Origin of the sequence: Nocardioides sp. J54 (genome assembly GCF_000519005.1) — a bacterium.
Lineage (GTDB): Bacteria > Actinomycetota > Actinomycetes > Propionibacteriales > Nocardioidaceae > Nocardioides.
Map to the genome: position 1 here is coordinate 37084 of NZ_JAER01000009.1, position 25839 is coordinate 62922.

A 25839-nucleotide genomic window follows, 5' to 3' on the forward strand; every position below is an offset into this window, starting at 1 on the left:
CCAGCGGCAGCGCGTCGGCCGGGGGTCAGTGGGCGGCGTCGGCGGCCGGCTCGACCAGCTCGACGAGGACGCCGCCGGCGTCCTTGGGGTGCACGAAGTTGATCCGGCTGTTGGCCGTGCCGCGCCTGGCCTCCGGGTAGAGCAGGCGCAGGCCGCGCTCGCGCAGGATCGCGGAGACCTGGTCGAGGTCCGTGACGCGGTAGGCGAGCTGCTGGAGGCCCGGGCCGCTGCGGTCGATGAACTTCGCGATCGTCGACTCGGCGTTGAGCGGGGCGAGGAGCTGGATCTTCGAGTCGGTGTCACCGACGGCGACCATCGCCTCCCGGACTCCCTGCTCCTCGTTGGTCTCCTCGTGCGCGACGTGCATGCCGAAGTTGTCGCGGTAGAACGCGATCGCCTCGTCGAGGTCGGGCACCGCGATGCCGACGTGGTCGATGGCGGTGAAGAGGTGGGTGGGGACGCCGTCAGTGATGCTCATGCGCGCCATTGTGCCGTTTCGCGGAGGTGTCGCCGCTGTGACGAGGGACTCACCGGACCGCACGCTGGACCCCCTGCCCCGCTTCGTGACCCGCGAGTAGAGTCGCAGAGGTTCAGACCCGTTCCACTCACGGAGGAAGCATGTCCGACAACCCCAGCGTCATCGTCGCCGGCGCCCGTACGCCCATCGGTCGCCTCCTCGGCGGCCTCAAGAGCCTGTCGGCCGCGGACCTCGCCAGCGTCGCGATCAAGGGCGCGCTGGAGAAGGCCGGTGTCTCCGGTGACCAGGTCGACTACCTCATCGTCGGACAGGTCCTCCAGGCCGGTTGCGGCCAGAACCCCGCCCGCACCGCGGGCCTCAAGGCGGGCCTGCCGGCCAGCGTCCCGTCGATCACCATCAACAAGGTGTGCCTCTCGGGCATCAACGCGATCGCCCAGGCCGACCAGCTGATCCGTGCCGGCGAGGCCGACATCGTGGTCGCCGGCGGCACCGAGTCGATGACCAACGCCCCGCACCTGCTGCCGAAGAGCCGCGAGGGCTTCAAGTACGGCGACACCGCGCTTGTCGACTCGATGGCCTACGACGCCCTCTACGACCAGGCCACCCAGCAGGCCATGGGCAACCTGACCGAGGCCTACAACGCCGACAGCACCACGCCGCTGACCCGCGAGGAGCAGGACGAGTTCTCGGCCCGCTCGCACCAGCGTGCCGCGGCCGCGCAGAAGAACGGCGTCTTCGACGAGGAGATCGTCCCGGTCAGCATCCCGCAGCGCAAGGGCGACCCGATCGTCATCACCCAGGACGAGGGTGTGCGCGGCGACACCACCGCCGAGTCGCTCGCGGGCCTGCGCCCGGCGTTCTCCAAGAACGGCACGATCACCGCCGGCTCGGCCTCGCAGATCTCCGACGGCGCGGCCGCGGTCGTCGTCACGAGCAAGAAGAAGGCCGAGGAGCTCGGCCTGCCGATCCTCGCCGAGATCGTCAGCCACGGCCAGGTGGCCGGTCCGGACTCGACGCTGCAGATGCAGCCCGCGAACGCCACGAAGAAGGCGCTCGACAAGGCCGGCCTGAGCGCCGAGGACCTCGACCTGGTCGAGTTCAACGAGGCCTTCGCCGCCGTCGGCATCGAGTCGGCCCGTGCGCTCGGCCTCGACGACGAGAAGGTCAACGTCAACGGCGGCGCCATCGCCATCGGCCACCCGCTCGGCGCCTCGGGTGCGCGCATCACGCTGCACCTCGCCCTCGAGCTCAAGCGCCGCGGCGGCGGCCTCGGCGCGGCCGCCCTCTGCGGCGGTGGCGGCCAGGGCGACGCGCTCGTCATCCGGGTCCCCGCCAGCTGATCGACGGGAACGACTTGCCCGGAGCAGGCAACCAGGGCGGCCGTCGCGGGATCACCGCGGCGGCCGTTCCTGCACTCGTGGAGAAGGCGCGGGCCGGCGACCCGCGCTCGGTCGGACGCCTGGTGTCCCAGGTCGAGGACGAGTCACCGCTGCTGCCGGAGCTGATGCGCGCCCTGGCGCCGCACACCGGCCACGCGCGGATCGTCGGGCTGACCGGCGCCCCCGGCGTGGGGAAGTCCACGTCCACCAACGCGCTGATCGGGGAGCTGCGCCGCCGCGACCAGCGGGTCGCGGTGCTGGCCGTCGACCCGTCGTCGCCGTTCTCCGGCGGTGCCCTGCTCGGCGACCGGATCCGGATGGGCGACCACGTGCTCGACCCCGGCGTCTTCATCCGCTCGATGGCGGCGCGCGGCCACCTCGGCGGCCTCGCGTGGACCACGCCGCAGGTGCTGCGGGTCCTCGACGCCGCGGGCTTCGACTACGTGCTGGTCGAGACCGTCGGGGTCGGCCAGAGCGAGGTCGAGGTGGCCGGCCAGGCCGACTCCACGGTCGTCCTGCTCGCGCCCGGCATGGGCGACGGCATCCAGGCCGCGAAGGCGGGGATCCTCGAGATCGGCGACCTCTACGTCGTCAACAAGTCCGACCGCGAGGGGGCGGACAAGGTGCGGCGCGACCTGCGCTCGATGCTCGGCCTCGCCGAGCGGCGTGAGGGCGCGTGGCGCCCGCCGGTGCTGAAGACCGTGGCGTCCACGGGCGACGGGGTCGCCGACGTCGTCGACGCGCTGGAGGAGCACGGCGCCTGGCTGCGGGAGAGCGGCGAGCTGCACCGCCGGCGGCTGCGCCGGGCGCGCAACGAGATCGAGACCCTCGCGCTCACCGTGCTGCGCCGTCGCTGGGGCGGCGTCGGCGAGGGGGACCGGCTCGAGGAGCTGGCTGCGGCCGTGGTGGCTGGCGAGACCGACCCGCACTCCGCCGCGGAGGTGCTCACCGCCTGACGGCCGGCTCCCAGACGCGGTCCGGTGCGGCGCCGCGCGAGACCCGCTCGGTGCGGGTCGTGCCCGGCGGCAGGATCTCGAGGCTCGCCGTGCCGCCCGCGATGCGCACGCCCTGCGGGGCGTCGATCTCGACGCTGGCGCGCTCGACCGGCTCCACGGTGCCGTCGGCGGTCGTCGGGATCTTCACCCGTGCGTAGCGCCGCCCGGCGGGGATGGCCACGCGGGTGGTGCGTGCCGGCAGGTCGGTGCCGACCCGGGCCGTGCCGGAGCGCACCGTCAGTCGGACCGAGGTGTCCCGACCGGCCTCGCCGGCCAGGCGGACGGTGGCGACGGCGGTGCGGCCCTCGACGACCGGGGTCACCGTCACCGACACGTCCGGCGTGTGGAAGCCCGGACGACCCTTCTCGTCCAGCGCGGTGAAGCAGTAGCCGCGGCGCTTCGCGCGGCGGACCACCGTGGCCACCGCGTCGACGGAGATGGGCGAGCGGTTCACGCCGTCGTGCTGCAGCACCACGTTCGGCCCCGGGCGAAGGCCGCGCAGGATGCGCCCGGCGATCTGGTCGGCCGACCCGTTCGCCCAGTCGTTGGAGTCGATGCTCCACAGCACGGGGACGAAGCCGGCCCGCACCAGCACCCGGCGCACTCGCGGGTTGATCGAGCCGTACGGCGGACGCACCAGCCGGGTCGGCGCCACGCCGGCGCGCTGCAGCGCGCGCCGCGTGCCGTGGACCGTCGCGCGGACCTCGCGGTCCGAGCGGGCGGTGAGCTGCTCGTGCGCCCAGGTGTGGTTGGCGACGAGGTGCCCGTTGCGCTCGATCGCGCGGACCAGCTCCGGGTGCTCGCGCACGCGCCGGCCGACCACGAAGAAGGTCGCGGGGACGTCGTGGCGGCGCAGGACCCGCAGCAGGCGCGTGGTGGTGCCGGGCACAGGACCGTCGTCGAAGGTCAGGGCGACCCGCCCCTTGCAGCGGCGGGTGGCCGCCCGGCGCCGGGTGGTCGTGGACCCCGTCGAGCCCGCGGCGGCCGGCGACCCCGCGGCGAGGACCGCGCCCTCGGTCGAGGCGCCCGGCTCGGCGGACGACGAGGGCGGCACCGGCGTCGTACCGAGGCCGAGGGCCAGGACCAGGGGGAGCAGCACGGCGGCGGCACAGGCGGAACCGAGTCTCCGTCCCGTGACCTCCGTGCGGGCACGGGGTGGAAGCACGGAGCAACTATGAAGGTTGGTGGGCCCTCTTCGTGGGACGTCCCGAAGTGTGTCTGGCCGGGTCCCGCTGAGAGGATGCCGGTGTGAAGGACGTCGTCATCCTCGGGTCCACCGGTTCGATCGGCACGCAGGCGCTCGACCTGGTGCGGGCCAACCCCGACCGGTTCCGCGTGGTCGGCCTGACCGCGGGTGGCAGCAACCCCGACCTGTTCGAGCAGCAGGTCGCGGAGCTCTCCCCGCGCTTCCACGGCCTGGGGGAGGAGGCGAGCGTCGAGGCGGCGCAGCAGGAGTGTGACGTCGTCCTCAACGGGATCACCGGCGCGGTCGGGCTGCGGCCCACCCTCGCCGCACTCGACGCCGGCGCCACCCTGGCCCTGGCCAACAAGGAGTCGCTGGTGATGGGGGGCCCGCTCGTGCTGGAGCGGGCGCGACCCGGCCAGATCGTCCCGGTCGACTCCGAGCACAGCGCGCTCGCCCAGTGCCTGCGCGGTGGCACGCCGGAGGAGGTGCGCCGGCTGGTGCTCACCGCCAGCGGCGGGCCCTTCCGCGGCCGCAGCCGCGACGAGCTGGCCGGGGTGACGCCCGGCCAGGCGCTCGCCCACCCGACCTGGGACATGGGCCCGGTCATCACCATCAACTCCGCGACCCTGGTCAACAAGGGCCTGGAGGTGATCGAGGCACACCTGCTCTTCGGCATCCCCTACGACCGGATCGAGGTCGTGGTGCACCCCACGAGCGTGGTGCACTCGATGGTCGAGTTCGTCGACGGCTCGACGCTGGTCCAGGCCAGCCCGCCGACCATGCTGATCCCGATCGCGCTCGGCCTGGCCTGGCCCGACCGGGTGCCTGACGCGGCGCCGGCCGTCGACTGGACCCGCCGCGAGACGTGGGAGTTCCTCCCGCTCGACGACGAGGCCTTCCCGGCCGTCGCCCTGGCCCGGGCCGCGGGGGAGCGCGGCGGCACCGCGCCCGCCGTCTACAACGCGGCCAACGAGGTCGCCGTCGACGCCTTCCGGCGCGGTGAGCTGGCCTTCACCGGCATTGTCGACGTAGTCGGGGACGTGGTTGCCGCCCACGACGTACCCTCGGAGCAGCAGGTCTCGCTCGACGACGTCCTCGCGGCCGACGCGTGGGCGCGCGAGGCTGCTGCCCGCACCATCGCACCGAGGACAGCCAACCGACCGTGATCTCCGTACTTCTCTACACCCTCGGCGTCGTCATCTTCGCGGTGGCGATCCTGGCGTCCATCGGCCTGCACGAGCTCGGCCACATGATCCCCGCCAAGAAGTTCGGCGGGAAGGTCACCCAGTACTTCATCGGCTTCGGCCCCACCGTGTGGAGCAAGCAGGTCGGCGAGACCGAGTACGGCGTCAAGGCGATCCCGCTCGGCGGCTACGTCAAGATCGTCGGCATGCTGCCCCCGGCGGCGGAGGACCTCGTCGAGGAGGTCGAGCGCGACGCCGACGGCAACCAGGTCTTCCGGGTGCGCAAGTCCAACACCGGGATGTTCACCCAGCTGATCTCCGACGCCCGCGCGGCCGAGTGGGAGCTGGTCGGCCCGGAGGACTCCGAGCGGCTGTTCTACAAGCTGCCGTGGTGGAAGAAGGTCGTCGTGATGGCCGGTGGGCCCACGGTGAACATCCTCATCGCGTTCGGCGTGTTCGCCGCGGTGTTCGCGACCTACGGCAACGCTGGCGACCCGAAGGTCGAGACCACCGTCGAGGTCGTGCACGCCTGCGTGAAGCCCGCCGACGAGTCCGGCGAGGTCTGCACCGAGGAGGAGATCCGCGACCAGCCCACCCCGGCGTACGCCGCGGGCATCGAGCCGGGCGACCGGATGGTCTCCTTCAACGGCACCGCGATCACCAGCTGGGACCAGATGCAGGACCTGGTCCGCGCCAACGGCACGAAGCAGGCCACCGTCGTCGTCGAGCGTGACGGCGAGCGGGTGACCATCGCGACGAAGACGACCGTCCGCCCGCCCGACGAGGCCGGCCAGGTCGTCGACGAGGAGATCGGCTTCCTCGGCGTCAGCCCGCGCATCGAGCCGACCACGGGCGGGGTGTTCTACACGGTCGGCCAGATGGGCCACATGACCGTCGACGTCGTCGAGGCGCTGGCCACGCTCCCGGCCAAGGTCTGGGACGTCGCGCAGGCCATCGTCGGGCTCGAGGAGCGCGACCCGCTGGGCCCGGTCAGCGTCGTCGGTGGTGGCCGCCTCGCGGGCGAGGTCGCCTCGCACGACGAGATCAGCGTCAACGACAAGCTCGTCTCGCTGCTGATGCTCATCGCCGGCTTCAACTTCTTCATCGGCATGTTCAACTTCGTGCCGCTGCTGCCCCTCGACGGCGGTCACATCGCCAGCGCCCTGTGGGAGGCCGCGCGGCGCGGGCTGGCCCGCCTGCGCCGTCGCCCCGACCCGGGCTACGTCGACGCCGCCAAGCTGCTCCCCGTCGCGTACGTCGTGGCGTCGGCGCTGCTGGTCATGGGCGTGGTGCTGATCGTCGGCGACCTCGTGGTGCCGCTCCACCTCGAATCCTGATCTCGAGGCCCCGCGGACTAACCTTGAGGCCATGACGTCGATCAGCCTGGGCATGCCGGCCGCGCCGCCGCCGGTGCTCGCTCCCCGCCGCCAGACCCGCCAGATCCGGGTGGGCAAGGTCGGCGTCGGCAGCGACCACCCGATCTCGGTGCAGTCGATGACGACGACGCTCACCGCCGACGTCAACAGCACGCTGCAGCAGATCGCCGAGCTCACCGCCGCCGGCTGCGACATCGTCCGGGTCGCCTGCCCGAGCCAGGACGACGCCGACGCGCTCGCCGAGATCGCCCAGCACAGCCAGATCCCGGTCATCGCCGACATCCACTTCCAGCCGAAGTACGTCTTCCAGGCCATCGAGGCCGGCTGCGCGGCGGTGCGGGTCAACCCCGGCAACATCAAGAAGTTCGACGACCAGGTCAAGGAGATCGCGAAGGCGGCCCAGGACCACGGCACGTCGATCCGGATCGGCGTCAACGCCGGCTCCCTCGACAAGCGGCTGCTGGAGAAGTACGGCAAGGCCACGCCCGAGGCCCTCGTGGAGTCCGCCGTGTGGGAGGCCAGCCTCTTCGAGGAGCACGGCTTCCGCGACTTCAAGATCTCGGTCAAGCACAACGACCCCGTCGTGATGGTGCACGCCTACGAGCTGCTCGCCGAGCAGGGCGACTGGCCGCTGCACCTCGGCGTCACCGAGGCCGGCCCCGCCTTCCAGGGCACGATCAAGTCGGCCACCGCCTTCGGTGCCCTCCTCTCGCGCGGCATCGGCGACACCATCCGCGTCTCGCTGTCCGCGCCGCCGGTCGAGGAGGTCAAGGTCGGCATCCAGATCCTCCAGTCGCTCAACCTGCGCCCGCGCAAGCTCGAGATCGTCTCCTGCCCCTCCTGCGGCCGCGCCCAGGTCGACGTCTACACGCTCGCCGAGCGCGTGACCGCCGGCCTCGACGGGCTCGAGGTGCCGCTGCGCGTGGCCGTCATGGGCTGCGTCGTCAACGGCCCGGGCGAGGCCCGCGAGGCCGACCTCGGCGTCGCGTCGGGCAACGGCAAGGGCCAGATCTTCGTCAAGGGCGAGGTCATCAAGACCGTCCCCGAGGCCGAGATCGTCGAGACCCTGATCGAGGAGGCGATGAAGATCGCCGAGTCGATGGAGCCGGTCGAGGGCGCGGAGCCCAGCGTCTCGGTCAGCTGACGCCTCACATCGCGGCCACGTGCCGCGCGTCGGTGCCGCAGCAGCCGCCGAGCACCTCCAGGTCGCCGAAGGCGTCGAGCAGCGGCTGCTGGTCGGCGGCGAGCGCCACCGGGTCGCCGCCGTCGAGCTCCTCGGCCGCGTCCAGCTCGGCGTGGCTCATCGTCGAGGCGTTGCACCGCAGGCCACCGACCCGGTCGCGCCACGGCCCCTCGTCGAGCCCGCGCAGCACGTGGCTGGGGTGTGCGCAGTTGACGAGGAAGTACGCCGGCGGGGCGACCGCGTCGACCTGCTCGATCGCCGAGGCGAGGCTGGTGCCGTCGGGCAGCCGGCCGTCGGTCTCGACGGTGAAGCCGATCGCGGCCGGGATGCCCACGTCGGCGGCTGCGCGGGCGACGCCGATCGCCTCCCCGACCTCGGTGAGGGTGAGCACGGTCGCGCGGCTCGCCCCGGCCGCCCGGAAGGACTCCAGCTGCGGGCGGTGGTAGTCCGCTGCCACGTCCAGGTCGACCGGCCCGGCTGTCGCGTAGCCGTCGCCGCGCGGGCCGAGCATGCCGCCGACCTCCCAGCCGACCAGCTCGTCGGAACGCTCGCCGGCCACGTCGGCCAGGAACTCGACGGACTGGCGGTTGACCCGGTCGAGCGCCGCGGCGTCGTACCCGAGGAGCGCGGCGTGGTCGGGGTTGGCCCGCGCAGGAAGATGAGGTCGGTCTCCAGACCTCCGTCGGTCACGTGTCGTGCCACCATCGAGGCACCCCCCTCGGACAGGTCGCTGGGTGTCGCTGGGGGAGCGTCCAGTGTGTGTCGCGGACCGGCACCGTGTCCCGTCATCAATTCCGGGCCGCCGAGGGCATAGGCTCCCTACGTGTTGACGACCCGGCACGGCGTGCGCGTCCTGGCGAGCGCCGACCTGCCCGCCTTCCTGGACCTGGCCAACCAGGACCCCGTCGTCAACGTGTTCGCCCTCCACCGCGCGCACACGACGAACCTCGAGCCGCGCTGGCTCGGTGGCGAGATGTGGGGGCGGTTCGAGGCCGGCCGGCTCGTCGCCGCGTGCCACGTCGCCGCCAACCTGGTGCCGGTCCAGGCCAGCCCCGAGGACGCTGCCGCCTTCGCCGAGCGGGCGCTGGCGCGGCGCCGTACCGCCTCGACGATCGTCGGCCCGCAGAGCGCCGTGCGTCCGTTCTGGGACGAGGTCGCCCCGGCCTGGGGCGAGCCGCGGGACGCCCGCTGGGACCAGCGGCACATGGAGATCTCCGGACCGCCGCTGGTCGCCCCCGACCCGGGGGTCCGCGCCGGCGTGCAGTCCGACATCGGTTCGCTCTACCCGGCCTGCGTCGCGATGTACACCGAGGAGGTCGGGGTCTCGCCCGAGGCGCACGGCGGGGGAGACCTCTACCGCGCCCGGGTCGCCCAGCTGATCGGCCGCGGCTGGTCCTTCGTCCGGTACGACGGCGACGAGCTCGTCTTCAAGGCCGAGGTCGCCTGCGCCACCGAGCACGCCGCGCAGGTGCAGGGCGTGTGGGTGCCGCCGCACCGCCGCGGCGAGGGGCTGGCGTCGGCGGGCATGGCGGCCGTGGTGCACCAGGTCCGCGCCCGGATCGCGCCGACGGTCTCGCTCTACGTCAACGACTGGAACCACGCCGCGCGCGCGGTCTACGAGCGGGTCGGCTTCGTGGAGACCTGTCGCTTCGCGACCGTGATGTTCTGACCCGCTAGGGCCGCTCGACCCGGGGCTCGACGCGGGGGAGGCCCTTCCAGATCAGCCGCGAGGCGGTGTCGGTGACCTCCTCGAGCGTGCTCGACGGGTGCTCCTGCCACCAGCGGGCGACGCCGTCGACGCCGGCGATGAGCAGCTCGACGACCACGGCCGCGGTCGTCGACCCGGCGACGACGCCGGCGCGGGTCAGGTCGGGGGCGAGCATGGCGGTCACCGCCTGGACCCGCGCGGAGCGGTAGGCCGCGATCACCTGGTCGAGCTGGGCGTCGCCGGTCGGCACCGGGTCGACGAGCAGCCGGCGGGCGGCCGGGCGCTCGTGCGCGAACGTCAGGTAGGCGGCGACGGTCGCCCGCAGCCGGTCCTCCCCGGCGCCGGACCCGGCGAGGCCCGAGCCGGTGATGCCCGAGCCGACCTCGGCGAGCATCGCGGCGTTCTCGACCTCGAGCACGTGCAGGTAGAGCTCGCGCTTGGAGCGGAAGTGGTCGTAGAGGACGGTGCGGGTGACGCCGGCGGCGGCCGCGACCTCGCCGACCGACGTGGCGTCGTACCCGCGCTCGGCGAAGACCTCGACGGCCGAGGCCACGATCCGCTGCCGGCGGTCGGGGCCGCGCAGCCGGCGGCGCACGGTGTCGGTGGTCGCCACGTCACCTCCTCGCTGGGTCCGCTTCCCACACCGGTGTCGGCTCGTGCGGCGGCGGGCCTTGACCGGTGCAACGGCAGTCACGATACTCGGTGCCCAACAGCAACCGACACCTGTGTCGGTTGGCGTCCATGGGGAGAACAGATGACGCACCGCCTCGACCGCCGTACCCTCCTGAGCTCGTCGGTCGCCGCCGGCGCCGGGGCCGCCCTGGCGAGCACCGGCCTGGCGCCGGCGTTCGCCGCCACGCCCGGCAAGGACGCCGTCGTCCTCGGCGGCGGGATGGCCGGGCTCACCGCCGCGCACGAGCTCGTCGAGCGCGGCTTCTCGGTCACCGTGTTCGAGCCGTCGGCCTGGGGCGGCAAGGCCCGGTCGATCCCGGTCCCCGGCACCGGGTCCGGCGGCCGCGCCGACCTGCCGGGCGAGCACGGCTTCCGGTTCTTCCCCGGCTTCTACCACCACGTCCCCGACACGATGCGACGCATCCCGTTCGGCTCCGGCACCGTCGGCGACAACCTGGTCGCCGCCACGGGCGGCAAGTTCCTGCGGGCCGGGGACCGCGGCGACGCCTTCGTCTTCGGCATCGGGCCCGACCCGGTGCAGCTGCTCACCGTCGACGGCCTGCGCCGCTTCCTGGTGGACAACCTCGGCGGCCACGCCGTGCCGGCCCACGAGCTCGTCTACTTCGTCGAGCGGCTGCTCGTCTTCCTCACCAGCTGCGACGAACGCCGGATGGGGCAGTGGGAGAAGGTGAGCTGGTGGGACTTCGTCGGCGCGGGGAAGCGCTCGCAGCCCTACCAGAAGATCCTCGCTGCCGGGCTCACCCGCAACCTCGTCGCGGCCAAGGAGACCATCGCCAGCACGCGCACGATCGGCAACATGGGCGAGGCGTTCGTCTACAACATCATGGGCCGCGGCAACGACGGAGCGCTCGACCGCGTGCTCGACCTGCCGACCAACGAGGCGTGGATCGACCCGTGGATGATCCACCTGCGCGGGCTGGGTGTGCGCTTCGTCAGCGGCCAGGCCCTGGTCCGCTACGAGACCGCCGGCGGCCGGGTCACCGCCGCCGTGCTGCGCGACACGGTCACGGGCGCCACCAGCAGGGTCGAGGCGGACTGGTTCGTCAGCGCGATGCCCGTCGAGCGGGTCGTCCCCACCCTCACCTCGAACGTGCTCGCCCTCGACCCGGGCCTGGCGAAGATGTCCGCGCTCAAGACCGACTGGATGGTGGGCATCCAGTACTTCCTGCGCGAGCACGTCGACATCACCAAGGGCCACATCACCTTCATCGACTCGCCGTGGTCGCTGACCGCGCTGACCCAGGGCCAGTTCTGGGCCGACCGCGTCGTCGCCCGCGACTACGGCGACGGGGAGGTCGTCGACATCCTCTCCGTCGACATCTCCAACTGGGACGCGAAGGGCATCCTCTACGGCAAGACGGCCAAGGAGTGCACCGCCGACGAGATCGCCGCCGAGGTCTGGGCGCAGATCAAGGAGCACCACACCGCCGGCGACCAGCTGCCCGACGAGATCGTGCACTCGTGGTTCCTCGACCCCGGCGTGCAGTGGGACGCGGCGAACCGGCGCAACTCCAACGAGACCCCGCTGCTGGTCAACACCGTCGACTCGTGGAGCAGCCGCCCCACCGCCCGGACGAAGATCCCCAACCTGCTGATGAGCGGGGACTTCGTGCAGACCGACATCGACCTCGCGACGATGGAGGGCGCCAACGAGGCGGCGCGGCATGCCGTGAACGCGATCCTCGACGAGTCCCGCTCCACGGCGCCGCGGGTGCGGACCTTCACGCTCTACGACCCGCCGGAGTTCGCCGCGCTCAAGGCCACCGACCGGCTGCTCTACAAGCTCGGCATGCGCAACGTGCTCGACCTGGGCTGAGCCGGCGGGGAGCCACCGGGGTGACCTGGACGACCCCGGCCGGTCCGCCGGGGTCACTGGTTCGCCCCGCGTCCTCGAGGCGCCGTAGGCTTCCACCGTGCTGATGCGGATGTCGACCCTGTTCGTACGGACCCTGCGCGAGGACCCCTCCGACGCCGAGGTCCCGAGCCACCGGCTGCTCGTGCGGGCCGGCTACATCCGCCGCGCCGCGCCGGGCATCTACACCTGGCTGCCGCTCGGCCTGAAGGTGCTGCGCAAGGTCGAGGGCATCATCCGCGAGGAGATGGACGCCATCGGCGCCCAGGAGGTCACCTTCCCCGCGCTGCTGCCCCGCGAGCCCTACGAGGCGACCAACCGCTGGACCGAGTACGGCGACAACATCTTCCGGCTCAAGGACCGCAAGGACGCCGACTACCTGCTCGGCCCCACCCACGAGGAGATGTTCACGCTCCTGGTCAAGGACCTGTACTCGTCGTACAAGGACCTGCCGCTGAGCATCTACCAGGTCCAGACCAAGTACCGCGACGAGGCGCGCCCCCGCGCCGGCCTGCTGCGCGGCCGCGAGTTCATCATGAAGGACTCCTACTCCTTCGACGTCGACGACGCGGGCCTGGAGGCGTCCTACCAGAAGCACCGCGACGCCTACGTGCGGATCTTCGACCGGCTCGGCTTCGACTACGTCATCGTCAAGGCGACCGCCGGCGCGATGGGCGGGTCGAAGTCGGAGGAGTTCCTCGCCAACGCGGCCGTCGGCGAGGACACCTACGTGCGCTGCACGAAGTGCGACTACGCCGCGAACGTCGAGGCCGTCGAGGTGCGCCAGCCCACCCCCGTCGCGTACGACGACGTGCCCGCCGCCCACGCCGAGGACACCCCGGGCACGCCGACCATCGAGACGCTGGTCGACCACCTCAACGCGGCGTTCCCGCGCGAGGACCGGCCCTGGCACGCCGGCGACACCCTCAAGAACGTGATGGTCGTGCTGAAGCACCCCGACGGGACCCGCGAGCCGCTCGCCATCGGCGTGCCCGGCGACCGCGAGGTCGACCAGAAGCGGCTCGAGGGCCAGCTGGAGCCGATCGAGGTCGAACCCATGGACGAGGCCGAGCTCGCGAAGCACCCCGCGCTGGTCAAGGGCTACATCGGTCCCAGCGTGCTGGGCGAGGAGTCCGCCAGCGGCATCCGCTACCTGCTCGACCCCCGGGTCAGCGAGGGCACCCGCTGGGTCTCCGGCGCCAACGAGGACGGCCGCCACGCCATCGACCTCGTCGCCGGCCGCGACTTCACCGGCGACGGCACGATCGAGGCCGCCGAGGTGCGCGACGGCGACGCCTGCCCGAGCTGCGAGGACGGCGTGCTCGAGTCCGCGCGCGGCATCGAGATGGGCCACGTCTTCCAGCTCGGCCGCAAGTACGCCGAGGCGCTCGACCTCAAGGTGCTCGACGAGAACGGCAAGCTCGTGACCGTCACCATGGGCTCCTACGGCGTGGGCGTCTCGCGCGCCGTCGCCGCGATCGCCGAGGGCACCCTCGACGAGATCGGGCTGTGCTGGCCGCGCCAGGTCGCGCCCGCCGACGTGCACGTCGTGGCCGCCGGCAAGGACCAGGCCGTGTTCGCCGCGGCCGAGCAGCTCGTCGCCGGGCTCGACGAGGCCGGGATCGACGTGCTCTACGACGACCGGGCCGGCAAGGTGAGCCCGGGCGTGAAGTTCAAGGACGCCGAGCTGATCGGCGTGCCCACGATCGTCACCGTCGGGCGCGGCGTCGCCGACCCCGACAACCAGGTGATCGAGGTCAAGGACCGTCGTACCGGCGAGAAGCAGGAGCTCCCCCTGGTCTCCGCCGTCGAGCAGATCCGGGCGCTGGTCCGGGACTGAGGGGAGGGGCGTGCCGATGCCGGCCAGCCCACGCGTGACCTGCCCGGAGCTCGGGCAGCGGATCACGACCGCCGACGAGGCGGCTGAGGTGATCCGGCCCGGCGACACCGTCGGGATCAGCGGCTTCACCGGGGCCGGCTTCCCGAAGGCGGTGCCGGGCGCCCTGGCCCGCCGCATGGAGGACGCCCGCGCCCGCGGGGAGGAGTTCCGGATCGGCCTCTGGTCCGGGGCGTCGACCGGGCCCGAGGTCGACGGCCGGCTCGCCGAGGTCGACGGCGTCGACAAGCGCCTGCCCTACAACTCCGACCCGGTGATGCGGCGACGGATCAACGCCGGCGAGGTCGACTACGTCGACGCCCACCTCTCGCACTCCGCGCAGCAGGCGTGGTTCGGCTTCTACGGCGACCTCGACGTCGCCGTCGTCGAGGTCGCGGCGATCCTGCCGAACGGGTTGCTCGTGCCGGGCACCTCGATCGGCAACAACAAGACCTGGCTCGACCGCGCCGAGAAGGTGGTCCTCGAGGTCAACAGCTGGCTGCCGCGCGAGCTCGAGGGCTTCCACGACGTCTACTACGGCGCCGCCCTGCCGCCGCACCGGATCCCGATCCAGCTCACCCACCCGATGCAGCGCATCGGCGACCCCTACCTGCGGGTCGACCCGGCCAAGGTCGTCGCCGTCGTCGAGACCCACGCGCCGGACCGCAACTCGCCGCTGGCCCAGCCCGACGATGCGTCGCGGGCGATGGCCGACCAGCTCGTCGACTTCCTGCGCCACGAGGTGCGCGCCGGCCGGCTCCCAGCGAGCCTGCTCCCGCTGCAGTCCGGGGTCGGCAGCACCGCCAACGCGGTGATGGAGGGGCTCCTCGACGCCGAGTTCGAGGGGCTCACGGCCTACACGGAGGTCATCCAGGACGGCCTGCTCGACCTGCTCGACGCGGGCAAGCTGACCTCGCTGTCGTCGACGGCGTTCGGGCTGTCCCCGGCGGGCCAGCAGCGCTTCCTCGACAACGTCGGCTCCTACAAGGGCCGCATCCTGCTGCGCAGCCAGGAGATCTCCAACCACCCCGAGCTGGTCCGGCGGCTCGGCCTGATCGCGATCAACGGGATGATCGAGGCCGACATCTACGGCAACGTGAACTCCACGCACGTCATGGGCTCGGCGATCATGAACGGCATCGGCGGCTCGGGCGACTTCGCCCGCAACGCCTACCTCAACTTCTTCGTCTCGCCCTCGCTCGCCAAGGGCGGCGCGATCTCCTCGATCGTCCCGATGGTCAGCCACGTCGACCACACCGAGCACGACGTGCACGTGCTGATCACCGAGCAGGGCCTGGCCGACCTGCGCGGCCTGTCGCCGACCGACCGCGCCGAGCGGGTCATCGACAACTGCGCCCACCCCGACTTCCGGGACCGGCTCCACGACTACGTGGCCCGCGCGCGCCGGGCCCGCCCGGACGCCCAGCACACGCCGCACCTGCTGGAGGAGGCGCTGAGCTGGCACGCGTCGTACCTGCGCGACGGCAGGATGTGACCATGGCCGTCGACGCAGTGATCTTCGACTGGGGTGGCACCCTGACCGCCTGGCACGACATCGACTTCCACGCCGAGTCGCTGGCGCTCGCGCAGGCCGTGCTCACCACGCCGGACACCTCCGACGACCACCACGCCCACGCCACCCGGCTGCACCAGGCCGGCAGCGTGATCTGGGGCCGCAGCCGCGACCACCAGCAGAGCGCGACGATCGCCGACCTGTTCACCGAGGCCGGGCTCGACCACGACCCGGACCTGCTCGACGCCTACTACGGCTTCTGGGAACCGCACACGCTCACCGACCCGGAGGTCGCGCCGCTCTTCAGCTGGCTGCGCGAGCAGGGCATCAAGGTCGGCGTGCTGTCGAACACCATCTGGCCGCGCGCCTGGCACCGCGGATTCTTCGAGCGCGACGGCGTGCTGGACCTCATCGACGGCGACGTCTACACCAGCGAGGTCCCGTGGACGAAGCCGTCGCCGCACGCCTTCCGCGCCGCGATGGAGGTGGTCGGCGCGAGCGACCCGGCTGCGTGCGTGTACGTCGGCGACCGGCTCTACGACGACGTCTGGGGCGCCCAGCAGGCCGGGATGCGGGCCATCCACGTCCCGCACAGCACCATCCCCGCCGAGCAGCACGGCCACACGAACGGGGAGCCCGACGCGGTGGCCCAGCGCCTCTCCGACATCCCGGACCTGATCGCGCCCTGGCGCTGACCGGACCCCGGTCGGCGGGTTCCGTACTGCAGGTTTGTGCAGTGCATATTTATGAGGATCGCTACCTAGAGACCCCGACCTGCTTGTGTTGCATGATTGTGCACAGGTGATCGGTGAGCCCCACCTCTCCCGTCACCCAGATGACCGTTGTCCCCGGTCACCAGTGGTTCGCGGCCCCGTCTTCGGGGGACGTCTCGGGAGTTCCCCGAAGACTCAGAGGCCGCGAACCACTGGCGTTTTGGCCCGCGGTGCCCAGTGACCGGGCGGTGCCCAGCGACCGGTCAGGTGCCTAACGATCGGTCAGGGTGCCTGGAGCCCGGGCAGCGACTGCGGCTTCGCGCCGAAGCCCAGCCCGCGCACGGCGGCGTCGAGGAGGGCCTCCACCGCCCACGCGCGGGGCTCGCCGGTCGTGCTCGCCACCACCCAGGCGTAGGTGCGCGCGGCGTCCTGCTCCAGGCGGCGGGCCCGGGCCTCCAGCGCGGCGGCGGTGCCCAGGTCGCGGGGCAGCTGGTAGCCGGGCTCGGCCGCGACCGGCTCGGCTCCGGCGTCGCGGATCATCGCGACCAGCTCGTCGCGCCGGGTGCGGTGCAGGCGGTACGCAGCGGTGAGCCGGCCGAAGAGCGCCGGCTGCGCAGAGCGCGACGCCTGGGCGCCGAGGGCGCCGTAGACGAACACCGCGGCGTGCTCGGCGGCGAGGGCGGTCTGCAGCGCCTCGGTGCCGCCGTCGGGGCCGGCCGCGCGGGGCGTCGTGGTGCCCGGGCTGGCGGGACTGTCTGGGGTGGTGGCGCTGTCCGGGGTGGTGGGGGCGGGGTCGGTCATGCCAGGCCCACCCGCAGCTGGGCGACGGCGGCGGCCATGGCGGCCAGCACCTGGGCCAGCGCGCCGCTCTCCGCCTCCCCGGCGGCCTGGACCAGTCGGTCCTGGAGGCGCCGCTCGGTGCGGGCGAGCCGGCGCAGGGCGGTGGGACGCGCCGACGGCACCACGGGGGAGTCGGCGGGTTCGGTGCCCCCGAGCTCCTCGACGTGCGCTGCGTGGAGCCGGGCGAAGCGCGTGGCCACGGGGGCCAGGGCCGGGACCGTCGTACCCACGGCGGTGGCGAGCGCCGCGGCCGCGGCCACGGCGTCCAGCACGCCGGCGACGAGGTCGCTGTCGGCGTCGACGGCAGGCGCGGTGGGCGTGACGGCGCCCGACACGCCCGGCTCGTCGTCGCCCTCGAGGAGGTCGGCGACGCTGTCGCAGCCGGTGAGGGCGAGCGCGGAGCCCGCCACGGCGCCGGTCACCAGCGCGCGCCGCGAGATCGGGATCGGTCGAGCGGGCACCGGGGAACCCTACCGCCACGCGGACACCCGCTATCGTTGACGGGCACAGCCACAACAGGACACGGGAGGACTCGTCATGGGTTCCGGCCAGGGCGCGAAGCGCGCCACAGCCGAGCGGATCGAGGAGGTTCTCACCGGACCCCTCGCTGAGCTCGGCCTCGACGTCGAGGCGGTCGAGATCACTCCGGCAGGCAAGCGGCGGGTGCTGCGGGTCGCGGTCGACACCGACGGCGGCCCGACGCTCGACGACGTGGCCGCGGCCACCAAGGTCATCGACCGGGTCCTCGAGTCCGACGGTCCCGACGGCGCCGCCGAGGTGATGGGCGAGCTGCCGTACACCCTCGAGGTGACCTCGCGTGGCGTCGACCGGCCGCTGACGCTGCCGCGGCACTGGCGGCGCAACGAGACCCGGCTGGTGAAGATCGACCTCGCCGACGACAGCACCGTCACCGGGCGCATCGGCAGCTCCGACGACGAGGCGGTCACCGTCGACGTCGACGGCACCGAGCGCCGCATCCCCTACTCCGACGTGCGCAAGGCCCTGGTGCAGGTCGAGTTCAACCGCAAGAACCGTGACGAGAACGAGAAGGACGCCGACTGATGGACATCGACCTCAGCATCCTGCGCACGCTGGAGCGGGAGAAGGAGATCAAGTTCGACGTCCTCGTCGAGGCGATCGAGCAGGCGCTCCTCACCGCCTACCACAAGACCGAGGGGTCGGTGGCCCAGGCGCGGGTCGAGCTCGACCGCAAGACCGGTCACGTCAGCGTCCTCGCGGCGGAGCTCGACGACGAGGGCAACAAGATCGGCGAGTACGACGACACCCCCGCCGACTTCGGCCGGATCGCGGCGACCACGGCGAAGCAGATCATGCTGCAGCGTCTGCGCGACGCCGAGGACGAGATCAAGTTCGGTGAGTTCTCCGGCAAGGAGGGCGACATCATCTCCGGCATCATCCAGCAGGGTCGCAACCCCGACGACGTGCTCGTCGACCTCGGCCGGATCGAGGCGCAGCTGCCGTCGAGCGAGCGGGTGCCGGGGGAGGACTACAGCCACGGCACCCGGATCAAGGCACTGGTGGTGTCGGTCCGCAAGGGCATGCGCGGCCCGCAGGTCACGCTGTCGCGCTCGCACCCGAGCCTGGTGAAGAAGCTCTTCGCGCTCGAGGTCCCCGAGATCGCCGACGGCACCGTCGAGATCGCGGCGATCGCGCGCGAGGCGGGGCACCGCACCAAGATCGCGGTCCGCTCCACCGTCTCCGGCGTCAACGCCAAGGGCGCCTGCATCGGCCCGATGGGCCAGCGGGTGCGCAACGTGATGGCCGAGCTGCACGGCGAGAAGATCGACATCGTCGACTGGTCCGACGACCCGGCCACCCTGGTCGCCAACGCGCTCTCGCCGGCCCAGGTGCAGTCGGTGACCGTCGTCGACCCGGACACGAAGTCCGCGCGCGTCGTCGTGCCGGACTTCCAGCTGTCGCTCGCGATCGGCAAGGAGGGGCAGAACGCCCGCCTCGCCGCCCGCCTCACCGGCTGGCGCATCGACATCCACTCCGACGAGGAGTGACGAGCCGCACGCTCCCGAGGCGAGGGTCGGACCGTGCCGGTTCGTGATCCTGACCGCAGGAGCGGTAGAGTTGAGCCTTGGTGGCTCACCGACTGAAATCCCCTGCACGACCTGACGACCTCCCCCTCGAGGGACCCGTCCGGACGTGCGTCGGATGCCGGCAGCGGGCCACCAAACGCGAGTTGTTGCGGGTGACCGCCGGCTCGGGTCCCGACGGCCGACCGGCTGTCGTGCCCGATCCCGACGGCACCGCGCCGGGACGTGGAGCGCACCTGCACCCCACCTCCGGTTGCTACGACCTCGCGGTACGGCGGAAAGCCTTCTCCCGTGCGCTCCGGGTCGCCCCGGACGCGGGTGGGCTCTCCAGCGTGCCGGTGGGGGAGTACGTCGCCTCGCGGACCGATCCGACCGACAGAAACTGGAGCAACAGCTCATGAGCACTCGATGAGTACCTCGCGATGAGCCAGTTCGTTCTGCACCACCCACCAACGGTCTGAGATCCCGGAAGCACGGGTCCAGGCCAGAAGGAGAACCGTGGCCAAGACCCGAGTTTCCGAACTCGCGAAGAAGTACGGCATCAAGAGCGCCGAGGCGCTCAAGATGCTCAGTGACATCGGAGAGTTCGCCAAGACGGCGTCCTCCAGCATCGAGCTTCCGGCTGTGAAGAAGTTCGAGGACACCTATGGCGCCGAGCTGCTGGCGAAGATGAAGCCCGCCGAGCCGGCCGCCGACACCGCCAAGGCCGCCAAGGGCGACGCCAAGGCTGCTGAGACCTCCGAGAAGGCTGCCGACAAGGCCGCCCCCAAGCCCGGCCCGGCCAGGAAGGCCGCCGCGAAGCCCGAGGCCCCCGCGGCCGAGGCTGCTCCGGCTGCCCCGGCTGACCCGGCCCCGGCTGCCGAGAAGCCGTCCGGCCCCAGGCCCGGCCCGCGACCCGGCCCGAAGGCCCCTGCGGCCGAGCCGAAGGCGCCCGAGGCCCCCGCGGCCCCGGCCGCTGCTGCGCCGTCGGCCCCGGCCGCCCCGGCGCCCGGCAAGCCCGGCGCCCCGAAGCCCAAGGCCCCGGCCCCGCGTCCCGTCGGCAAGCCCGGCGGCACGCCGCGTCCGGGCAACAACCCGTTCGCGCCCAGCCAGGGCATGGGCCGTCGTCCCGCGCCGCCGGCGCGCGACGGCGAGGCCGGTCCCGGCGGCCCGCGTCCCCCGGCTGGTGCCGGTGGCGGGCGTCCGGGCATGCCGCGCCCGAACCCGGCGATGATGCCGAAGTCCCCGGCCGCGTTCGGCACCGGCCCCGGTGGCCGTGGCCCCGGCGGTCCGGGTCGCCCCGGTGGCCGTGGCCCCGGTGGTCCGGGTCGTGCCGGTGCCCCCGGCCGTGGCGGTGCGGGGGCGGGTGCGCCCGGCGGTCGTGGTCCCGGCGGCTTCGGCCCCGGCGGCGGCGGTCGTCCCGGTGGCGGTCGTCCCGGCCAGCGCGGCCAGACGCAGGGTGCCTTCGGGCGTCCCGGTGGTCCGGCCCGTCGCGGTCGCAAGTCGAAGCGGGCGCGTCGCCAGGAGTTCGAGGCCATGGAGGCCCCGACGATCGGCGGCATGCGGGTCCGCAAGGGCAACGGCGAGACCGTCCGCCTGGCGCGCGGCTCCTCGCTGACCGACTTCGCCGAGAAGATCGGCGTCGACGCCGCGTCGCTCGTGCAGATGCTCTTCCACCTCGGCGAGATGGTCACGGCCACCCAGTCGGTGGGCGACGAGACCCTCGAGCTGCTCGGTGACGAGCTCAACTACAAGGTCGAGGTCGTCTCCCCGGAGGACGAGGACCGCGAGCTGCTCGAGTCCTTCGACATCGAGTTCGGCGCCGACGAGGGCGGCGAGGACGACCTGGTCGTCCGTCCGCCGGTCGTCACCGTCATGGGTCACGTCGACCACGGAAAGACCAAGCTCCTCGACGCGCTGCGCAACGCGAACGTCGTCGAGGGCGAGGCCGGTGGCATCACCCAGCACATCGGTGCCTACCAGGTGCACACCGACGTCGACGGCGAGGACCGCCGGATCACCTTCATCGACACCCCGGGTCACGAGGCGTTCACCTCGATGCGTGCCCGTGGTGCGCAGGCGACCGACATCGCCGTCCTGGTGGTCGCGGCCGACGACGGCGTGATGCCGCAGACGATCGAGGCGCTCAACCACGCCAAGGCGGCCGACGTGCCGATCGTGGTCGCGGTCAACAAGATCGACAAGGAGACCGCCGACCCGACGAAGGTCCGCGGCCAGCTCTCCGAGTACGGCCTCGTGCCCGAGGAGTACGGCGGCGACGCGATGTTCGTCGACGTCTCGGCCAAGGCCGGCCTGAACCTCGACAAGCTGCTCGAGGCGATCGTGCTGACCGCCGACGCGTCGCTCGACCTGCGGGCCAACCCGGTCCAGGACGCCCAGGGCCTCGTCATCGAGGCGCACCTCGACCGCGGTCGCGGTCCGGTCGCCACGATCCTGGTCCAGCGCGGCACGCTGCGCGTCGGTGACTCGATCGTCGCCGGTCCGGCCCACGGCCGGGTCCGCGCGATGCTCGACGAGCACGGCAACGAGCTGACCGAGGCCGACCCGGCCCGGCCCGCGATGGTGCTCGGCCTCTCGGCCGTGCCCGGCGCCGGCCAGAACTTCATCGTGGTCGAGGACGACCGGATGGCGCGCCAGATCGCCGAGAAGCGGGAGGCGCGCGAGCGTGCCGCCATGCAGGCGAAGCGCCGCGTCCGCCGTACCCTCGAGGACTTCATGGCCTCCATGGAGAAGGGCGAGAGCCAGGAGCTCAACCTCATCCTCAAGGGCGACGTGTCCGGTTCGGTCGAGGCCCTCGAGGACGCCCTCGCGCAGATCGACGTGGGCGAGGAGGTCAGCCTCCGGGTCATCGACCGCGGTGTCGGTGCGATCACCGAGACCAACGTCGACCTGGCCGCCGCCTCCGACGCCATCATCATCGGCTTCAACGTCCGCCCGCAGGGCAAGGCGGCGCAGATGGCCGAGAAGGAAGGCGTCGAGATCCGCTACTACTCGGTCATCTACCAGGCGATCGAGGAGATCGAGGCGGCCCTCAAGGGCATGCTCAAGCCGGAGTACGAGGAGAACACGCTCGGCCAGGCCGAGATCCGTGCGATCTTCCGCTCCTCCAAGATCGGCAACATCGCCGGTTGCATGGTCACCGGGGGCGTCATCCGACGCAACGCCAAGGTGCGCCTGCTCCGCGACGGTGCCGTCGTGGCCGACAACCTCGACCTCGCCTCGCTCAAGCGGGAGAAGGACGACGCGTCGGAGGTCCGGGAGGGCTTCGAGTGCGGTCTCGTGCTCAAGAACTTCCAGGACATCAAGGAGGGCGACATCGTCGAGGCCTTCGAGATGCGGGAGATCCCGCGCGCCTGAGGCACCGCTGCCGTCCCGGCAGCCCTCGGCAAGCACCGTGCTGTGCCGCCCGTCCCGTCACCGGGGCGGGCGGCGCGGCCGTTCTAGTGATAGGAAACTGACCATGGCCAGCCCCCGCGTGCGCAAGATCGCCGACCGCATCCAGGTGATCGTCGCGGAGATGCTCGAGCGCCGGATCAAGGACCCCCGCCTGGGGTTCGTGACGGTGACCGAGGTGCGGCTCACCGGTGACGCGCAGAACGCCACCATCTACTACACCGTGCTCGGCGAGGACGCCGACCAGCAGGCCACCGCCCGCGCGCTGGAGTCGGCGAAGGGCCTGCTCCGCTCCGAGGTCGGCAAGCAGCTCGGCATGCGGCACGTGCCCACGCTGGCCTTCGAGTTCGACGGCGTCCCGGAGAACGCGCGCCACCTCGACGAGGTGCTCGCCCGCGCCCGCGAGGCCGACGCCGCGGTCGCGGCTGCCCGCGAGGGCGCCCAGCCCGCCGGCGACCCGGACCCGTACAAGAAGCCGCGCGAGGCCGCCGAGGACGAGGAGAACGAGGACTGATGGCGGAGTCCGGGCTGGTCGTCGTCGACAAGCCCGCCGGCCTGACGTCCCACGCCGTCGTGGCGCGGGTGCGTCGTACCCTCGGCACGCGCAAGGTCGGCCACGCCGGCACCCTCGACCCGATGGCGACCGGCGTGCTGGTCCTCGGCGTCGAGCGCGCCACCCGGCTGCTCGGCCACCTCATGCTGACCGAGAAGACCTACTCGGCGACCGTGCGGCTCGGTGTCTCCACCACGACCGACGACGCCGAGGGCGAGGTCACTGCCACCGCGCCCGCGGCGCACCTCACCGAGGACGCCGTGCGCTCCGCGCTCTCCGCCTTCGAGGGCGACATCGAGCAGGTGCCCTCGACCGTGTCGGCCATCAAGGTCGACGGCAAGCGCGCCTACGCGCGCGCCCGCGCCGGCGAGGAGGTCGAGCTGAAGGCCAGGCCGGTGACCATCCACGAGATCGCCTGCGGCGACGTCCGCCGCGAGGGCGGCGCCGTCGACGTCGACATCCGGGTGCGCTGCTCCAGCGGCACCTACATCCGGGCCATCGCCCGCGACCTCGGCGCCGCGCTCGGCGTCGGCGGCCACCTGACCGCGCTGCGGCGCCACTCGGTGGGGGAGTTCGGCCTCGACGAGGCGAGCACCGACCTCGAGCACCTCGTCGTCACGCCGCTGGCCGACGCGGCCCGGCGCAGCTTCCCCGCCCTCGACCTCGACGCCGCCCAGGCACAGGCTGTCCGGTTCGGCCGACCCCTGCCGCTGCCGATCGACGAGCTGACCGCGGTCTTCGCTCCCGGCGGGGAGTTCCTCGCGCTCTACCAGCCCCACGGCAGCCACGCGAAGCCGGTCGCCGTCTTCGTCGGCTGATTCCCTATTGGGGATCAGGCGTCAAGTGGCGGGTTGTTTGACGTCGTCGATGCCGGTTGTCAGGATCGTTGCGGCGACGGCCGGGTGGACGTGGGGGAGAAGATCACCTACCTCTTCGAGGTCACGAACACCGGCAGCCTGCGGGTGCGCGACATCCACGTTGTCGACCCGATGATCCAGGGCGGCGTCACCTGCCCGCAGACGGTGCTCGAGCCCGGGAAGATGATGACCTGCCGCGCCGTGCACGTGGTGCGGGCCCAGGACATCGTCGACGGCCGGGTCACCAACACGGCCCAGGCCGTGGGTGAGAGCGTGGTGTCGCCGGTGACCAGCGGCGAGGACACCGCCGTACTCACCGCCGTCCCGGACGGCCCGGACGGCCCCGGTGGCCCGACCACCGACGCGGGCCTGCCCGACACCGGCGGCCCGGCCCGCTGGTTGCTCCTGCTCGGCATCCTGGCCATGCTCGGCGGTGCCGGGCTGGTCCTCAGCGCCCGGCGGCGGGCGTGACGGCCGGCGGACCCCGACGGGGCCGACCAGACCGACGAGCGACACCGAGGAGAACCATGAAGACCCTGCCAGCCGCAGCCACGGCCCTCGTGGCGCTGCTCGCGCTCGGCGCGTGCGGCGACGACGAGCCGAAGGGCGGGTCGACGTCGAAGGGCGAGGACACCGCGTCGGTCGACCCCTCGCGGGTCTCGCCGACCGACCTGCCCGAGGTCCCCGAGCTGAAGGGCTCGAAGGGCGCGGTCGCCGACGCCAGCTTCGGGCAGTGCACGGCCGCCCCCGGTGAGCAGAAGGTCAGCGGCACGGTGACGAACTCGACGCGGCAGGCGACCGACTACGTCGTCACCGTGAGCTGGATCAACGAGACCTACGACGTGCTCGCCCGCGGGGTGGCAGTCCTGGAGGACCTCGCGGCCGGCGCGTCGGAGGACTTCGAGGTCTCGGCGTCCGTCCCGGAGGACGCCGACACGTGCACCTTCCACGTCGCCCGGGGCGAGGTGCGTTGACCGGTCCGGGCGACGGTGCGGCCCGCCTCGGTTCAACGGGGAGGGCCGCATGTGCAAGAGTTGCCGCCGTGCGAGTGTGGCGCGACTTCTCCGAGGTGCCGAGCGATCTCGGCCGCACGGCGGTGACCATCGGCAACTTCGACGGCATGCACCTGGGCCACCAGCACGTCGTACGACGCGCGCGCGAGGTGGCCGGCGAGGTCGGCGTCGACCACGTGGTGGCCGTGACCTTCGACCCGCACCCGATCGCGGTGCTGCGGCCCGAGCACGCCCCGCCCACGCTGACGACCATCGAGGAGCGGCTGCAGCTGCTCCACGAGGCCGGCGTCGACGACGTGCTCGTCATCCCGTTCTCCCGCGACATCGCGGCGTGGACGCCGCACGAGTTCATCGACCGGATCCTGCTCGACACGCTGCACGTGCGTGCGGTCGTCGTCGGCGCGAACTTCCGCTTCGGCAACCGCGCCGCCGGTGACTGCAACCTGCTGCGGGCGGTCGGCGCCGAGCACGACTTCGTCCTCGAGGAGGTCACCCTCGACGGCGGGCCCCAGGTCTGGTCGTCCACCTACGTGCGCACCTGCCTCGCGGCCGGCGACGTGGCCGGCGCCGCCGAGGCGCTGGGCCGCCCGTTCACGACCCGCGGCGAGGTCATCGAGGGCGACAAGCGTGGGCGCGAGCTCGGCTACCCGACCGCCAACGTCGGGGTCCGCCCGGGCGCGGCCGCGCCCGCCGACGGCGTGTACGCCGGCCGGCTGACCGTCCTCGACGGCCCGGACGCCGGTTCGACGTACCCCGCCGCCATCAGCGTCGGCACCAACCCGACCTTCGCGGGCGAGCGGGAGCGCCGGGTCGAGTCCTACGTGCTCGACCGCACCGACCTCCAGCTCTACGGCCGCGAGGTCGAGGTGGAGTTCGTCGAGCGCCTGCGCGGCATGGTCCGCTTCGACTCCGTCGACGCCCTGCTGACGGCGATGGCCGACGACGTGGTGCGGGCCCGGACGGTCCTCACCGACTGACGGACCG

The 25839-nt window shown here is 72.6% G+C and carries 25 protein-coding genes; 19 read left to right on the forward strand and 6 right to left on the reverse strand.

Features of this window, described 5'->3' with window-relative positions; all coding sequences use genetic code 11:
• Positions 1–25 precede the first annotated feature (25 nt).
• Positions 26–478 carry a methylmalonyl-CoA epimerase gene (mce, locus tag NOCJ54_RS0108510; RefSeq protein WP_028655162.1) on the reverse strand — a complete coding sequence of 151 codons (453 nt, stop codon included), beginning with the start codon at positions 476–478 and terminating at the stop codon, positions 26–28.
• A 140-nt stretch (positions 479–618) separates the two neighbouring features.
• On the opposite strand from mce, the gene NOCJ54_RS0108515 reads away from it, so the two are divergent.
• On the forward strand, positions 619–1818 hold the full coding sequence (locus tag NOCJ54_RS0108515) for an acetyl-CoA C-acetyltransferase (RefSeq protein ID WP_028655163.1): 1200 nt from the start codon (positions 619–621) through the stop codon (positions 1816–1818).
• Between the two features lie 14 nt (positions 1819–1832).
• Positions 1833–2813, forward strand: a complete 981-nt coding sequence (gene meaB / locus NOCJ54_RS0108520; RefSeq protein WP_232221723.1) for a methylmalonyl Co-A mutase-associated GTPase MeaB — start codon at positions 1833–1835, stop codon at positions 2811–2813.
• On the opposite strand, the gene NOCJ54_RS28135 is transcribed toward meaB, so the two are convergent.
• Positions 2803–4017, reverse strand: a complete 1215-nt coding sequence (locus tag NOCJ54_RS28135; protein WP_084254993.1) for a polysaccharide deacetylase family protein — start codon at positions 4015–4017, stop codon at positions 2803–2805. The two genes, meaB and NOCJ54_RS28135, sit on opposite strands and share 11 nt — an antisense overlap.
• A gap of 83 nt (positions 4018–4100) precedes the next feature.
• On the opposite strand from NOCJ54_RS28135, the gene dxr reads away from it, so the two are divergent.
• From dxr to ispG, 3 genes are read left to right on the forward strand one after another with little or no spacing between them, the layout of a single operon-like run.
• Positions 4101–5204, forward strand: a complete 1104-nt coding sequence (gene dxr, locus NOCJ54_RS24665; protein ID WP_036517318.1) for a 1-deoxy-D-xylulose-5-phosphate reductoisomerase — start codon at positions 4101–4103, stop codon at positions 5202–5204.
• Positions 5201–6559 carry a M50 family metallopeptidase gene (locus NOCJ54_RS0108535; protein WP_315897773.1) on the forward strand — a complete coding sequence of 453 codons (1359 nt, stop codon included), beginning with the start codon at positions 5201–5203 and terminating at the stop codon, positions 6557–6559. The genes dxr and NOCJ54_RS0108535 overlap by 4 nt, the downstream gene beginning before the upstream one ends.
• Before the next feature lie 31 nt (positions 6560–6590).
• Positions 6591–7742, forward strand: coding sequence for a flavodoxin-dependent (E)-4-hydroxy-3-methylbut-2-enyl-diphosphate synthase (ispG, locus tag NOCJ54_RS0108540; protein WP_028655166.1), 1152 nt, complete (start codon positions 6591–6593; stop codon positions 7740–7742).
• Positions 7743–7746: 4 nt separating this feature from the next.
• On the opposite strand, the gene NOCJ54_RS28940 is transcribed toward ispG, so the two are convergent.
• Positions 7747–8718, reverse strand: coding sequence for a homocysteine S-methyltransferase family protein (locus NOCJ54_RS28940; RefSeq protein ID WP_084255000.1), 972 nt, complete (start codon positions 8716–8718; stop codon positions 7747–7749).
• Between NOCJ54_RS28940 and NOCJ54_RS0108550 the strand changes: the two genes are divergently transcribed.
• Positions 8605–9450 carry a GNAT family N-acetyltransferase gene (locus NOCJ54_RS0108550; protein WP_028655167.1) on the forward strand — a complete coding sequence of 282 codons (846 nt, stop codon included), beginning with the start codon at positions 8605–8607 and terminating at the stop codon, positions 9448–9450. The two genes, NOCJ54_RS28940 and NOCJ54_RS0108550, sit on opposite strands and share 114 nt — an antisense overlap.
• Before the next feature lie 4 nt (positions 9451–9454).
• Here the strand turns inward: NOCJ54_RS0108550 and NOCJ54_RS0108555 are convergent, their stop codons facing one another.
• The gene (locus NOCJ54_RS0108555) at positions 9455–10102 is read right to left on the reverse strand and encodes a TetR/AcrR family transcriptional regulator (RefSeq protein ID WP_036517323.1); all 648 of its coding nucleotides are present in this window, start codon (positions 10100–10102) and stop codon (positions 9455–9457) included.
• Between the two features lie 141 nt (positions 10103–10243).
• Between NOCJ54_RS0108555 and NOCJ54_RS0108560 the strand changes: the two genes are divergently transcribed.
• The 4 genes from NOCJ54_RS0108560 (at position 10244) to NOCJ54_RS0108575 (ending at position 16118) form a co-directional block, all read left to right on the forward strand.
• Positions 10244–11998, forward strand: a complete 1755-nt coding sequence (locus NOCJ54_RS0108560; RefSeq protein WP_028655169.1) for a hydroxysqualene dehydroxylase — start codon at positions 10244–10246, stop codon at positions 11996–11998.
• 97 nt (positions 11999–12095) lie between these two features.
• Positions 12096–13874, forward strand: a complete 1779-nt coding sequence (locus NOCJ54_RS0108565) for a proline--tRNA ligase (RefSeq protein WP_028655170.1) — start codon at positions 12096–12098, stop codon at positions 13872–13874.
• A gap of 16 nt (positions 13875–13890) precedes the next feature.
• Positions 13891–15405: an acetyl-CoA hydrolase/transferase family protein gene (locus NOCJ54_RS0108570; protein WP_028655171.1), complete on the forward strand. Its 1515-nt coding sequence runs from the start codon at positions 13891–13893 to the stop codon at positions 15403–15405.
• A 2-nt stretch (positions 15406–15407) separates the two neighbouring features.
• Positions 15408–16118: an HAD family hydrolase gene (locus tag NOCJ54_RS0108575; RefSeq protein WP_028655172.1), complete on the forward strand. Its 711-nt coding sequence runs from the start codon at positions 15408–15410 to the stop codon at positions 16116–16118.
• A gap of 300 nt (positions 16119–16418) precedes the next feature.
• Here NOCJ54_RS0108575 and NOCJ54_RS24675 read toward each other — a convergent pair whose 3' ends face one another.
• Positions 16419–16937 (reverse strand): ferritin-like domain-containing protein, encoded by a 519-nt coding sequence (locus NOCJ54_RS24675; RefSeq protein ID WP_051485629.1) that lies wholly within the window; start codon positions 16935–16937, stop codon positions 16419–16421.
• Positions 16934–17437 (reverse strand): hypothetical protein, encoded by a 504-nt coding sequence (locus NOCJ54_RS24680; RefSeq protein WP_036517324.1) that lies wholly within the window; start codon positions 17435–17437, stop codon positions 16934–16936. The genes NOCJ54_RS24675 and NOCJ54_RS24680 overlap by 4 nt, the downstream gene beginning before the upstream one ends.
• A gap of 76 nt (positions 17438–17513) precedes the next feature.
• Between NOCJ54_RS24680 and rimP the strand changes: the two genes are divergently transcribed.
• The 9 genes from rimP to NOCJ54_RS0108625 all read left to right on the forward strand — a co-directional run bounded on the left by rimP (position 17514) and on the right by NOCJ54_RS0108625 (position 25832).
• Complete coding sequence (gene rimP / locus NOCJ54_RS0108590) at positions 17514–18038, forward strand: ribosome maturation factor RimP (RefSeq protein WP_028655173.1); 525 nt, start codon at positions 17514–17516, stop codon at positions 18036–18038.
• On the forward strand, positions 18038–19003 hold the full coding sequence (nusA, locus tag NOCJ54_RS0108595; protein WP_028655174.1) for a transcription termination factor NusA: 966 nt from the start codon (positions 18038–18040) through the stop codon (positions 19001–19003). Before rimP ends, nusA begins: the two co-directional genes overlap by 1 nt.
• Positions 19004–19083: 80 nt before the next feature.
• Positions 19084–19440: a YlxR family protein gene (locus NOCJ54_RS28945; RefSeq protein WP_261376555.1), complete on the forward strand. Its 357-nt coding sequence runs from the start codon at positions 19084–19086 to the stop codon at positions 19438–19440.
• A gap of 97 nt (positions 19441–19537) precedes the next feature.
• Positions 19538–22396, forward strand: a complete 2859-nt coding sequence (gene infB / locus NOCJ54_RS0108600) for a translation initiation factor IF-2 (protein ID WP_028655175.1) — start codon at positions 19538–19540, stop codon at positions 22394–22396.
• A gap of 103 nt (positions 22397–22499) precedes the next feature.
• Positions 22500–22946 (forward strand): 30S ribosome-binding factor RbfA, encoded by a 447-nt coding sequence (gene rbfA / locus NOCJ54_RS0108605; RefSeq protein WP_028655176.1) that lies wholly within the window; start codon positions 22500–22502, stop codon positions 22944–22946.
• Positions 22946–23803 (forward strand): tRNA pseudouridine(55) synthase TruB, encoded by an 858-nt coding sequence (truB, locus tag NOCJ54_RS0108610; RefSeq protein ID WP_028655177.1) that lies wholly within the window; start codon positions 22946–22948, stop codon positions 23801–23803. The genes rbfA and truB overlap by 1 nt, the downstream gene beginning before the upstream one ends.
• Positions 23804–23893: 90 nt before the next feature.
• Positions 23894–24313 (forward strand): DUF7507 domain-containing protein, encoded by a 420-nt coding sequence (locus NOCJ54_RS0108615; protein ID WP_198020160.1) that lies wholly within the window; start codon positions 23894–23896, stop codon positions 24311–24313.
• A gap of 56 nt (positions 24314–24369) precedes the next feature.
• The gene (locus NOCJ54_RS0108620) at positions 24370–24816 is read left to right on the forward strand and encodes an FxLYD domain-containing protein (RefSeq protein WP_028655179.1); all 447 of its coding nucleotides are present in this window, start codon (positions 24370–24372) and stop codon (positions 24814–24816) included.
• Positions 24817–24884: 68 nt separating this feature from the next.
• Complete coding sequence (locus NOCJ54_RS0108625; protein ID WP_028655180.1) at positions 24885–25832, forward strand: bifunctional riboflavin kinase/FAD synthetase; 948 nt, start codon at positions 24885–24887, stop codon at positions 25830–25832.
• Positions 25833–25839 lie beyond the last annotated feature (7 nt).